Source organism: Rhodopseudomonas sp. BAL398 (assembly GCF_033001325.1).
Lineage (GTDB): Bacteria > Pseudomonadota > Alphaproteobacteria > Rhizobiales > Xanthobacteraceae > JARJEH01.
In genome coordinates, this window is the sequence record NZ_CP133111.1 from 5,895,981 (window position 1) to 5,908,454 (window position 12,474).

At 63.8% G+C, this 12,474-nt stretch carries 11 protein-coding genes and 1 tRNA gene; 5 read left to right on the forward strand and 7 right to left on the reverse strand.

Annotation, left to right across the window (positions count from 1 at the left end; translation table 11 throughout):
* Window positions 1-198: 198 nt before the first annotated feature.
* Entirely contained in the window at window positions 199-1,371 is a 1,173-nt protein-coding gene (locus tag RBJ75_RS27735) for an acyl-CoA dehydrogenase family protein (protein ID WP_044410975.1), read from the reverse strand.
* A gap of 75 nt (window positions 1,372-1,446) precedes the next feature.
* Window positions 1,447-2,712: a cytochrome P450 gene (locus RBJ75_RS27740; RefSeq protein WP_044410972.1), complete on the reverse strand. Its 1,266-nt coding sequence runs from the start codon at window positions 2,710-2,712 to the stop codon at window positions 1,447-1,449.
* A 313-nt stretch (window positions 2,713-3,025) separates the two neighbouring features.
* Here RBJ75_RS27740 and RBJ75_RS27745 point away from each other — a divergent pair, with 313 nt between their 5' ends.
* From RBJ75_RS27745 to RBJ75_RS27755, 3 genes are all read left to right on the forward strand, one after another.
* A complete protein-coding gene (locus tag RBJ75_RS27745; RefSeq protein WP_044410969.1) occupies window positions 3,026-4,198 on the forward strand; it encodes an isovaleryl-CoA dehydrogenase in 1,173 nt (390 codons plus the stop codon).
* 341 nt (window positions 4,199-4,539) lie between these two features.
* Entirely contained in the window at window positions 4,540-5,148 is a 609-nt protein-coding gene (locus tag RBJ75_RS27750; protein ID WP_234707411.1) for a DUF488 family protein, read from the forward strand.
* Between the two features lie 6 nt (window positions 5,149-5,154).
* Complete coding sequence (locus RBJ75_RS27755; RefSeq protein WP_234707410.1) at window positions 5,155-5,604, forward strand: DUF488 family protein; 450 nt, start codon at window positions 5,155-5,157, stop codon at window positions 5,602-5,604.
* 51 nt (window positions 5,605-5,655) lie between these two features.
* Here the strand turns inward: RBJ75_RS27755 and RBJ75_RS27760 are convergent, their stop codons facing one another.
* Both RBJ75_RS27760 and RBJ75_RS27765 read right to left on the reverse strand, forming a co-directional pair.
* Window positions 5,656-6,411 (reverse strand): DUF2927 domain-containing protein, encoded by a 756-nt coding sequence (locus RBJ75_RS27760; protein WP_276156375.1) that lies wholly within the window; start codon window positions 6,409-6,411, stop codon window positions 5,656-5,658.
* A gap of 131 nt (window positions 6,412-6,542) precedes the next feature.
* On the reverse strand, window positions 6,543-7,160 hold the full coding sequence (locus tag RBJ75_RS27765) for a L,D-transpeptidase (protein ID WP_044411062.1): 618 nt from the start codon (window positions 7,158-7,160) through the stop codon (window positions 6,543-6,545).
* A 228-nt stretch (window positions 7,161-7,388) separates the two neighbouring features.
* Between RBJ75_RS27765 and RBJ75_RS27770 the strand changes: the two genes are divergently transcribed.
* A complete protein-coding gene (locus RBJ75_RS27770; protein ID WP_044411058.1) occupies window positions 7,389-8,933 on the forward strand; it encodes an acetolactate synthase large subunit in 1,545 nt (514 codons plus the stop codon).
* A 144-nt stretch (window positions 8,934-9,077) separates the two neighbouring features.
* On the forward strand, window positions 9,078-9,509 hold the full coding sequence (locus RBJ75_RS27775; RefSeq protein ID WP_044411055.1) for a DUF5413 family protein: 432 nt from the start codon (window positions 9,078-9,080) through the stop codon (window positions 9,507-9,509).
* An 898-nt stretch (window positions 9,510-10,407) separates the two neighbouring features.
* Here RBJ75_RS27775 and RBJ75_RS27780 read toward each other — a convergent pair.
* From RBJ75_RS27780 to RBJ75_RS27790, 3 genes are all read right to left on the reverse strand, one after another.
* Window positions 10,408-10,722, reverse strand: coding sequence for a hypothetical protein (locus RBJ75_RS27780; protein WP_044408794.1), 315 nt, complete (start codon window positions 10,720-10,722; stop codon window positions 10,408-10,410).
* A 171-nt stretch (window positions 10,723-10,893) separates the two neighbouring features.
* Window positions 10,894-10,968 (reverse strand) — tRNA-Val (locus RBJ75_RS27785).
* A gap of 107 nt (window positions 10,969-11,075) precedes the next feature.
* Entirely contained in the window at window positions 11,076-12,296 is a 1,221-nt protein-coding gene (locus RBJ75_RS27790) for a hypothetical protein (RefSeq protein WP_044408797.1), read from the reverse strand.
* Window positions 12,297-12,474 lie beyond the last annotated feature (178 nt).

Sequence of the window (12,474 nt, forward strand, 5' to 3'; positions counted from 1 at the left end):
CCGCGATCAAAAATCATGGCAGGGTGTCGCACCGCGACGAGGCCTGCTCCCTCTTCCCTCCGGGGAGAGGGTTGGGGTGAGGGGGGTCTCAACGCAACGAAGCGCCCCCTCACCCGGCGCTGCGCGCCGACCTCTCCCCGGTGGGCAGAGGTGCAGGGCTTCCGCATGGCGATGCCTCGATCGAGCGTCATGAGCCGATCAATACGAGCGCGGCATGCCGAGCACGTGCTCGGCGAGATGCGACAGGATCAGATTGGTGGAGATCGGCGCCACCTGATACAGCCGCGTCTCGCGGAATTTGCGCTCGACGTCGTATTCCTCGGCGAAGCCGAAGCCGCCGAAGGTCTGCACGCAGGCATTGGCGGCGTCCCAGGAGGCGTCGGCGGCCAGCATCTTGGCCATATTGGCCTCGGCGCCGCAATCCTGCCCGGCCTCGTATTTGCGCGCGGCTTCCTTGACCATCAATTCGGCGGCGCGCATCTGCGCATAGGCCTTGGCGATCGGAAACTGCACGCCCTGATTCTGGCCGATCGGCCGGCCGAAAACCACGCGCTCCTTGGCATAGGCGGTGGCCTTGGCGATGAACCATTTGGCGTCGCCGACGCATTCGCTGGCGATCAGGATGCGTTCGGCATTCATCCCGGACAGGATGTAGCGAAAGCCCTTGCCTTCCTCGCCGATCAGATTCTCCGCCGGCACTTTGAGGTCGGTGAAGAATACCTCGGTGGTGGCATGGTTCATCATGGTGCGGATCGGGCGGATCTCGAGGCCGTTGCCCTTGGCCTGTTTCATGTCGACCAGGAACACCGACAGCCCGTCGGTGCGCTTGGCCGACTGGTCCTTCGGCGTGGTTCGCGCCAGCAGGATCATCAGGTCGGAATATTCGGCGCGGCTGGTCCAGATCTTCTGGCCGTTGACCACGTAGTTGCCGTCCGCATGCTTCTTGGCGAAGGTTTTCAGCGAGGTGGTATCGGTGCCTGAGGTCGGCTCGGTGACGCCGAACGCCTGCAGCCGGACTTCGCCGGTGGCGATCTTCGGCAGCCATTGCGCCTTCTGGGCGTCGTTGCCGTGCCGCAGCAGCGTGCCCATGGTGTACATCTGGGCGTGGCAACCGCCGCCATTGCAGCCGGCGCGCTGGATCTCTTCGAGGATTGCGGCGGCGGCCGATATCTTCAGGCCGGAGCCGCCATATTCTTCCGGAATCAGCACCGACAGATAGCCGGCCTCGGTCAGGGCATCGACGAAGGCCTTGGGATAGGCCATCTCGCGGTCGAGCTTGCGCCAATATTCGCCGGGAAACTGGGCACATAATTTGGCGACGGCATCGCGGATGTCATGGAACTCGTCCTGTTCCGCGGCTTGGTTTTTCATCAAGGAAATTGCACTCTGGTCTGGGATCGCGGTGCAGAATTCCGCGATCCGGGATGGTCAGGAGATCCGGGATGGTTAGGAGACACGAACCGGCAAGGCCTCATAGCCTTTGACGAAGCTCGAATACACCCGCTTCGGCTCTCCGACAACTTCAATACGATCGAACCGCTTGAGCATTTCCTCCCACACGATCTTGAGTTGCAATTCGGCGAGTCGCATCCCGACGCAGCGGTGAATACCGAAGCCGAACGACAGATGGGTGCGCGGGCGGGCGCGGTCGATGATGAAATCGTTGGGGTTCTCGATCGCCTCCTCGTCGCGATTGCCGGAGACGTACCACATCACCACGCGGTCGCCCTTCTTGATCTGCTTGCCGCCGAGTTCGGTGTCGACCAGCGCGGTGCGCCGCATATGCGCCAGCGGCGTCTGCCAGCGGATCACCTCGGGCACCATGGTATCGATCAGCGCCGGATTGGCGCGCAGCTTGGCGAATTGATCCGGGTTCTCGTTCAGCGCCAGCACCGAGCCCGACATCGTATTGCGGGTGGTGTCGTTGCCGCCGACGATCAGCAGGATGATGTTGCCGATCAGATTGTCATGGGTCATGTGCCGCGTGGCGTCGTGATGCGCCATCATCGACAGCAGATCGTTGCGCGGCTCGGAATTGACGCGCTCATTCCACAGCTTGGTAAAGTACGTCGCGCATTCGCTCATCTCGGCGCGGCGCTGCTCCTCGGATTCCACGATCATGCTTTTCGGCAGCGCGGTGGCGACGTCGGACCAGCGCGTCAGCTTGCGGCGCTCCTCGAACGGAAAGTCGAACAAGGTCGCCAGCATCTGCGTCGTCAGTTCGATCGAGACCCGGTCGACGAAGTTGAAGGTCTCGTTGCGGGGCAGGGCGTCGAGCACTTTTCCGGTGCGCTGCCGGATCAGGATCGCCAGCTGATCGAGATGATCGGGCGTGAACATCGGCGACACCGTCTTGCGCTGTTCGGCGTGGCGCGGCTGATCCATCGCGATGAAGCTCGGCCAGTCATAGCCGTCCGGAGCATCCCGGATCGAGATGCCGCCCAGACTCTGGTCCGAGGAGAAGATGCCGTGATTGGTATCGACATGCATGATGTCGTTGTATTTGGTCACCGACCAATAGGGCTCGATCGGCGCGTTGGTGCAGTAATGCACCGGCTCCTCGGCGCGCAGCCGCTCGAACCACGGCCACAGCGTATCGTCGCGGAAATGCCGCGGCGCGCCCGGATGGAATTGCGCCAGCGGGGTGGCGTAGGCTTCGGCGCGGGCGGCGCGCTGGCGGGCGGCCTTTTCGGATTCGATGGTGCCGTGCATCGCGGATCTCCCTCACGGCCGGATTTGCACCCGGCGATTATTGCGGCCAATTACATCCGGTTGCGGCGCCAAGGGCAAGGCGCCGGGTCAATTGCGCTGCGCACGATATTGCGACGAGGCGCGCTCGGTGATTGCTGCAAGCGCGTTGGTGCGCCGCCCGCGCCAAGGCCAATCCGGGCCTTCTGAGACGGCTTTCGGGCCAGGCTGTCTTGCGCCCAGGCGCTGGCGTGCCGGCCGCTTTGTCGCCCGTGACATCACCTGCGCCAGGCCTTATGGCTGGTTGCTGCCGCGACGGCCTTGACCGGAGACAGACATGATCCCCAATGCGCAACGGATGTTCAATTTCGACCTCGGCGAGACCGCGGACGCGATCCGCGAGACGGTACGGGATTTTTCGCAGAACGAAATTGCCCCGCGCGCCGACGAGATCGACAAGAGCAATCAGTTCCCGCGAGACCTGTGGCCAAAGCTCGGCGCGCTCGGGCTGCACGGCATCACGGTGGAGGAGGAGTATGGCGGCTCCGGGCTCGGCTATCTCGAGCACTGCATCGCCGTCGAGGAGGTGTCGCGCGCGTCGGCCTCGGTCGGCCTGTCCTATGGGGCGCATTCCAATCTCTGCGTCAATCAGATGCGCCGCAACGGCAATGAAGCGCAAAAGCGCAAATATCTGCCGAAGCTGATCTCCGGCGAACATGTCGGCGCGCTGGCGATGTCGGAGCCGGGTGCCGGCTCCGACGTGGTGTCGATGAAGACCCGCGCCGAGAAGAAGGGCGACCGCTACGTGCTTAACGGCAGCAAGATGTGGATCACCAATGGGCCGATCGCCGAGACGCTGGTGGTCTATGCCAAGACCGATCCGGCGGCGGGCGCGCGCGGCATCACCGCCTTCATCATCGAGAAAGGCATGAAGGGCTTTTCCACCGCGCAAAAACTCGACAAGCTCGGGATGCGCGGCTCCGACACCGGCGAATTGGTGTTTACCGATTGCGAGGTGCCGGAGGAGAATGTGCTCGGCGAAGTCGGCCGCGGCGTCAACGTGCTGATGAGCGGGCTCGACTACGAGCGCGCGGTGCTGGCGGCCGGGCCGCTCGGCATCATGCAGGCCTGCCTCGACGTGGTGATGCCCTATGTGCATGAGCGCCAGCAATTCGGCCAGCCGATCGGCATGTTTCAGCTGGTGCAGGCCAAGGTCGCCGACATGTATGTGACGATGAATGCCTGCCGCGCCTATGTGTATGCGGTGGCGAAATCCTGCGACCGCGGCGAGACCACGCGCGAGGATTCCGCCGGCGCCATTCTCTACGCCGCCGAAAAGGCCACCCAATGCGCGCTGGATGCGATCCAGCTGCTGGGCGGCAACGGCTACATCAATGATTATCCGACCGGCAGATTGTTGCGCGACGCCAAGCTTTACGAAATCGGCGCCGGCACCTCCGAAATCCGCCGCATGCTGATCGGCCGCGAATTGTTCGAAAAGACCGCGTGAGGTCGCTTCACCCTCCCCTGGAGGGGGAGAGTCGCTTGCGCAGCGAGCATGGTGGGGTGATGAAGCGTTCAACTGCGGTGCTTGCGGCTTCACCCCACCCCGTCTCGCATCGCGCTGCGCGCGCTGCTCGCCGACCCTCCCCCTCCAGGGGAGGGTGCCCCCGCTACTCCCGCAGCTCGTTCACCCTCGCCACCCATGCCCGCACCTCGACCAGCACCTGCGGCAGCACCGCCTTCACCTCGGCCACTGTCATCCCGGCTCGGATCGCCGGGAAACGCGAAGCGCAAGGTTAGAGGCTTCTGAGGTTGTGATCAGTTTGGCAAAATTCGCACATGGTCGCCATGAGAACAATTCTGACGATAGGTCATTCGACCCACTCTTACGAAGAGTTTCTGCACCTTCTTCGGGGGGCTGGCGTTACTGCCGTGGCCGACGTGCGGAGTTTGCCGTTTTCTCGTCGTCAACCCCAATTTAACAGGCCGGAACTTAAGCGAAAATTGAAGTTGGACAAGATCGATTATGCCTTTCTCGGTGATGAGCTAGGGGGACGCCCAAAGGCAAGGGACTTGCTCCGTGAAGGAATGGCTGACTACGAAAAGATGGCGCTCACGAGAGGATTTGCGAGAGGACTTGACCGAATTAGTGAAGGCGCAAAAAAATATAAGATCGCTCTCATGTGCGCTGAGCGTGATCCGTTAGAATGCCATCGTTGCCTTCTTGTCGGGCGGGCTTTGAAAACGCGCGGGTTCGCTGTACGGAATATACTTTTTGACGGACATCAAAAAAGCCAGGAAGAAATTGAAAGCGATCTGGTCGAAATGCTTAAGCAAAGCGGAGCTGATCTTTTTCCAACTGATCAGATCGCTAGTGCGTACAGAGATCGCGCGAATCGGGTCGCATTTTCTGCACTTGAAAAGCCATCCTCCGATAAAGTCGAAGCGGCGGAGTGAATGTCATTGTCGACTGCCATCAAGGTTGCCACCATTGGATTTACGCAATCCACAGCGGAACGTTTTTTTACCCGGCTGAAGAGTGCCGACGTTCGGACAGTTATTGATGTCCGTCTTCACAACACGTCTCAATTGGCGGCCTTCGCCAAGGCGGATGATCTCGCTTTCTTCCTAAGTGAAATCGGCGGCATCAGTTACGTTCATCAACCATTGCTTGCGCCGACCGACACGATGCTCAAAACATACAAGAAAGAAAAAGGTGATTGGGGCGTCTATCAGGGGCGGTTTCTTCAGCTGATGGAAGAGCGAAGAATCGAGGAGAGATTGAGCCCTGACATGTTTGATGGGGCGTGCATGCTTTGCTCAGAAGCGCTTCCCCATCATTGCCATCGACGGCTAGTTTGCGAGTATTTGAATGAGAAGTGGGGTGGAATCTTGCACGTTCGCCACCTTTGATCGCAGTTGCATTGACGTCTCAGACTTAAAAGTGGCTGAAACAATTCAGTCCTACTCCCGCAGCCCGTTCACCTTCGCCACCCATGCCCGCACCTCGACCAGCACCTGCGGCAGCACCGCCTTCACCTCGGCCACGGTCATCCCCGCCTTGATCGCCGGGTGATACAGGATGTTGAGGATGTACTGATCATAGACGTCGAAATACCCCATCTGAACGTCGTCATTGAACATCGTCCACGGCACCGAATCGGTGTCGTTGATCGGCCCCAGCGACTGCAGCAGCTCCTCATAAGCGCAATCGAGAAACACGAAGTCGCCATTGTCGACGGTGAGGATCACGTCGGAATGCTGGATCTCGTAGCGCTCGTTCTTGCGGAAGCCGGACAGGCATTGCGGATCGAGAGAATCGTGGATCTCGCGGGCGCGGTCGGCGCCGTAGAAGCGGGCGATGGTGCTGTCGAGATCGCGGTCGCGCACCAGCCGGACGCTGACATTGGCGGCGTCGGCGCTGTCCGCCATCGCGATGTCGAGGTGCTGCACCCGGGCGGCGATGTCGGCGATCACGCGGGCGAGCTGCGCCCTGCGCGCGGGGCTGTCGGCGCCATCGGCGAACACCCGGACCGGCGTGTCATATTTGCGGATGCGGTCGACCCGGCCGGCGAGATGGAATTCGGCGCCGAACGCGGTCTTGAAGAAGCCGTCGAGGATCTCGGCATCGCTGAAGATCTTGCGCTCGACGCGCTGCTTGGCGGCGATCGCCGCCGGTTCAGCCCCGGCGGGGCAGGGCGCCACGAGGGCGCCGAGCATCGTGGCGGTCAGGACGACCGCGAGCAGTCGTCGAACCTGCCGGGACCGCGGAGCGTTTTGCATCGCCGCAACGCTGCCGCAATCCGCTGGATCGCGCAAGACGATCCTGCGCCGCGGCGCCCGGCCGTGGATCAGTTGTTCTTCACCACCACCTTGGCGCCGACCCGGACCCGGTCATAGAGGTCCTTGACGTCGTCATTGGTCATGCGGAAGCAGCCCGACGACACCGCCTGGCCGATCGTCTCGGGCTCGTTGGAACCGTGGATGCGGTACAGCGTCGAGCCCAGATACATCGCGCGGGCGCCGAGCGGATTGTCGATGCCGCCGGGCATGAAGCGCGGCAGATCGGGACGGCGCGCCAGCATCTGTGCCGGCGGGGTCCAGCTCGGCCATTCCTTCTTGGCGGTGATGCGGTGCACGCCGCCCCAGCGGAAGCCGTCGCGGCCGACGCCGATGCCGTAGCGCAGCGCCTGGTCGGGGCCGGTGACCAGATAGAGCCGCCGCTCCGCGGTGCTGATGACGATGGTGCCGGGCTCGTAATTGCTGTGGAAGCCGACCACGGTGCGCGGAATCGGGCCGCTGCCGGTGGTGCCGCCGGCGCCGAAATTGGCGAAGAAATTGGCGAAGGACGGCGAATCGTCGACCTGGAAGTCCTGGCTCGGCTGCTCCCGCCGTTCACGGGCATCGGCGGGCACCGCCACGGTGATCAACGCGGCGACGGCGACAAGCAGGGCAAGCAAACGTTTCATCATGGTCCTCGCGATAAAATCGGTGCCCGAGAGAGGCCACAATTCGTCCGGTTTCGCAAGCCACGCCCGCGTGAGACGCGCTGGCGGCGCCATGGTTGCCGGCAATGGTGGGAAAACCGCAACAGCGCGCTCCCCCCGAAGGCGATAGCAGCAATGCGCGGAAGCCTTTGACGCGACCGTGGAACAATGTTTGATCGATCGAGCAACAAATCCAACGGGGAGTGAACGATGAACGGTGCGGAAAGCCTGGTGCGAACCTTGGTCGCGGGCGGAGTCGATGTCTGCTTTGCCAATCCGGGAACCTCGGAGATGCATTTCGTCGCCGCGCTCGATCGTGTCGAGGGGATGCGCTGCGTGCTCGGCCTGTTCGAGGGCGTCGTCACCGGCGCCGCCGATGGCTATTACCGCATGAAGGGCTCGCCGGCCTCGACCCTGCTGCATCTCGGCCCCGGCCTCGCCAATGGCCTTGCCAATCTGCACAACGCCAAGAAGGCATCGTCCGGCATCGTCAACATCGTCGGCCAGCACGCCACCTATCATATCGATTACAACGCGCCGCTGACCTCCGACATCGAGGGCCTGGCGCGGCCGATGTCGTCCTGGGTCCGCACCTCGCCGGATGCCAAATCGGTGGCCGGTGATGGCGCCGCCGCGATCGCCGCGGCGAAGAGTTCGCCGGCGCAGATCGCCACGCTGATATTGCCCGCCGACACCGCCTGGAACGAGGCCGACGGCATCGCCGCGGTGCCGGAGCCGTCGCAGCGCGCCAGCTATTCGCCGCGCGCGGTGGAAACCGCCGCCAAGATCCTGCGTGGCGGCGCCCAGAACCTGCTGCTGCTGACCGGCGGCGCCTTGACCGAGCACGGCCTGGCGCTGGCGGCGCAGATCGCCGGCAAGACCGGCTGCAAGGTGATGGGCCAGACCTATAATCCGAAAATGGCGCGCGGCAGCGGCCGGTTTGCGATCGACCGGATTCCTTACGTGATCGAGGCCGCGCTGCCGATCCTGAAGGACTTCAAGAACATCGTGCTGGTCGAGGCCAATGATCCGGTGGCGTTCTTCGCCTATCCGAACAAGCCGAGCCTGCTCAAGCCGGAGGGCTGCGAGGTCCACCGCATGACCGAGGGCGGCGAGAATTCGGTCGCAGCCCTGGAAGCGCTGGCCGGCGCGCTCGGCGCCAAGCCGTCCGATGTCCAGCCGCAAAAGATGGTTGAACTGGCCCGGCCGAGCGGCGCGCTGACCCACGCCTCGATCGCGATGGCGATCGCGATGGCGATCCCCGAACGCGCCATCGTGGTCGATGAATCGATCACCACCGGCCGCGGCTTCTTTCCGCCGACCGCGGCCGCCGCGCCGCATGACTGGCTGCAGAATATGGGCGGCTCGATCGGCTTCTCGACGCCGGTCGCCACCGGCGCCGCGGTTGCGTGCCCCGATCGCAAGGTGATCTGCATGGTCGGCGATGGCAGCGCGATGTACACGCTGCAATCGCTGTGGACCCAGGCGCGCGAAAATCTCGACGTCACCACCATCGTCTTCGCCAACCGCACCTACCAGATCCTGAAGGGCGAGTTCGACGGCGTCGGCGCCGGCGAGATGGGCCGGCGCGCCGCCGACATGCTCAATATCGACCGCCCGGCGCTGGACTGGGTGTCGCTGGCCAAGGGCATGGGCCTGCCGGCGCGCTCGGTGACGACCGCGGAGGAATTCAACAAGGCGCTGGCCGACGGCCTCGCCGGCGGCGGCCCGAACCTGATCGAGGTGCTGATGTAGCCGGCGCCGCGCCCGAATGGTTTTGCGCCTGGGCGCGGTCTGGGCCATGATGCCCGAATGGAGCTGCAACTCTGGAACCCGGCACGCGTTTCTTGAACTGTCGGTCCAGCGTCGTCGTTCCGGGGCCGCAAGCCTGGAGCCGGGATGAAGCGATATCTGATTTTTGGTTTGCTCGGTCCGCTGATTGGCGGGCTGCTGCTGTTGTTCGCCACCAGCTATCTGTCGGGCTATTGGGCCAACGCCGATCTGATGGAGATCCAGAAATTCTTCGTCGTCCTGTTCAAGTCGCTCAAATACAGCTACCTGTTTGGCATCCTGCCGGCGCTGATGGTCGCCGCATTGGATGAGATCTTCTCCAATATCAGGCGGATCAGTCCGCTGCTGCGGATGCTGCTGATCGGGCTGATCGGATTTCTCGCCACCGCCTTGATGTATAGCAACCGCGGCCCGGACAGCGGCACGTTTCAATTTTTCCTTTACGGGCTGGTCGGCTTGGTGCCCGCGACGCTGTCGTCCTTTCTGGCGCACAAATTCATCGACGCCCCGGCAAACGCGGCCGTGCCCTCGGCGCGGTGACTTGGCATGGCGGGGCGCGCGCCGTTGCGCGCGAACTGGAATTCATACTGACGACCGAGTAATCGACAGCGTGCCCCGGATGCAGTGCAACGCGCCGCGCAGCGGCGTGGTGCGCTGCTAAGGGTCCCGGTTGGGGCGGCGCGCAAAGCGGGGTCCCGGTTCTGCGACGCAGCGCTGCGCGCTGCATCGCGCCCGGGACGCGGGCACTGCGAAAATTTCACGCCGGCTTCATTTTGCACACGAGGCCACGGACGCGTCCCGCGTCCGGCGTTCCGCGCGCCCTCTTGGCAAGAGGGCGGAACGTTCACCGCAAAACCCGGGCGCAAACGCGCCGCGGGATCGCGAAGGTGTATCTAGAATTTCGTGGTTGTTTGACAATCAAATCCGAATTCGTGTCCCGGGCGCGGTGCAGCGCGTAGCGCTGCTCCGCAGAACCGGGACCCCGCTTCCACTGCCGACAACACCACCGGGGCCCCGGCTCTGCAGCGCACCACGCCGCTGCGCGGCGCGTTGCGCTGCGTCCGGGGCACGGACGACAGCGATTGCGGGTAGCAGCCGTGGCGGCGGTTGCAAGAAGTTCAGAGCATGCTCACCGGCTCACGCCTAGCATCGACGTCGTAAGCGCTATTTGAAAATCGAATCCTAACTCACCGCCCGTGTCCCGGGCGCGATGCGGCACGCAGTGCCGCTTCGCAGAACCGGGACCCCGGTTCAACCGTCGCCGAAACCAGCGGGGCCCCTTCTCAGCAGCGCACCACGCCGCAAGCGCGGCGCGTTGCACTGCGCCCGGGGCACGACGACAGCAATTGGCGGAATTCAGCGGGACAGCCGCCATGGAGCGTCGGCGCGTCATGCAGAACGCGTCGCCGCCCGCGTCAGGGAGCGGCACGCGGCGCGGCTATGGCCGCGGCGCGTCGCCCCAGGAGCTCAGGCTTTCGATCGCGTCTTCCTGCAATGCTTCTTCCAGCCGCGCCTTCAGCGCCGCATGGCGATCGCTGATCGCCCTGGCATCGGCGGCAGTGATCCCGGCATCGCGACTCTGGACCAGCCGGCTGAGGCGAAGAAACTCCTCGGTCTCCTCCGCCGACAGGCCGATGATCACGGTGCCGCCCGCGCTGTCCCTGGTCAGCGCGCGTTTCTGCTCCAGCCACAGCCGCATCGGCGTTTCCTGCTCGAGCAGCGCGGTGATCTTCTGTTCGTATGAATGAGGCATTGGTTTCGATCCGCTTCCAACCCTGTCGGTCTCCCGACCCTGACGATGGTCTCGTGAGCCATCTGTCGGCTGGCTAGCCCGAGCTGCGCTACGGCCGCATTGTGCCGAATCAAATGTGGTTGAGACTGCCCTGCGGCATTTTTGCGCGGAAGGTAGTGGGGTGGGGCGGAATGGTGGGCGCACAAGGGATCGAACCTTGGACCTCTCCCGTGTGAAGGGAACGCTCTCCCGCTGAGCTATGCGCCCGGGATGATCGCGAAACACGGCAACGGCCGGTCCCCAACGATCTCGTGGCGGGATTTACGGAGTGCAGGGCGGGGGTGTCAAGCGCTCTGCAGTCCGAGGGCCGTTATTCAGCCGATCTGGCTGGCGCGGGAGGCATGCGACTGCAGCGCCCGGATCCGTTGCGCCAGCGTGCCCTGGGCGGGCTCGACGCCATTGACCGGCTCGGCGCCATTGGGGCGGCTGGTTCGGGCCGGTTCCGCCGCCAGGATCGCCTCGATCGGCGAATCCGGGCCTTCCAGCGTGATCGCCAGCTTGGCAACCTCGGCGGCGATGTCGTTGATCCGCTCGCGCAGCAGCGCGTTCTCCATCCGCTCGGTGGCCCAGCTGGTTTCGGCCTGTTGCTGGATGGCGTTGAGTTCGCGCTGGGTCTGGGCGCGCTCGGCGAGGGCGACGCGCAACTGCTCCTCGAGCGCGGCCTTCTCGCTGCGCAACCGGGCCAGTTCGGACGTATTGCCGCCCTTCTTGGCGGCGTCGTCGCGCAATTGCTTGTTCTCGACGTCGCGCTCGACCAGCAATTTGGCCTGGGCGGCAAGCTGAGCCTCGAGCTCGCTGACGCGGCCGCCAAGCATCTCGGCTTCCTTGACCTGGGCGATCAGCTGGCGGTCGAGATCGTTGACGCGCTGGCTGAGGCTTTGCACGCGGTCGCGCGCCTGATCCAGTTCGCGGGTGGCGGCTTCGGATTCGTCGCGCTGCTGCTCCAGCCGCGCCTGGGTGGCGGCGAATTCCTGCTCGGCGTCGTCGACGCGGCTTTTCAGCGCATCGATCTGGGTCCGCACCGCGATCAATTCGACCTGGCGGCTGTCCGCCATCATCGAGCGGTCATTCAATTCGGAGTTGATTCGTGCCAGCTCGGCCTGTTTCTCGGTCAAGGCGGCTTCGGCGCCGCGCAGCGCCTGGGTCTTGGCGGCGAATTCCTCCTCGGTGGCGCGCAGCTGGTCCTTGACGGCGGTCTCGCGGGCTTCGAGCGTGAGGATCGCGGCGTTCTTCTCCTCGAGCTCGAGCTTGAGGCGGTTGATCGCGTCGCTTTTCTTGCCGAGTTCGGCGAATTGGCTGGTGGTCTTGTTCTTGAGCTTGTCGACGCTCATCTCCAGCCGCCGCGCCGACATCGCGAATTCGGCGCGCAGCTGGTCCTTGTCGGCCTGGATCTCGGCCATCGACAGCGGCGTGGCGGCTTCCAGTCGCTTGGTGGTCAGCCGCACCGCGCGGTTATGGACCAACGGCACGACCATCAGCCAGCACAGCATCGAGATCAGAAAACCGATCGCCAGATACATGATCGGTTCGATCATGGATGTCTCCTCTACGCGGAATGGTCGTGCCCGCTCCGCAACGCCAAAGCCGGCGTGGCGGATTGCGTCGGCGCAGTCACGGTTTCAAAGCGGTCTGTCGCGGCCAATGCACTCGCATCGCCCAAAACCCGCCGCGGACCATGCCATGAGGCGCAAGGCCAATGCCAGCGCAATGCTG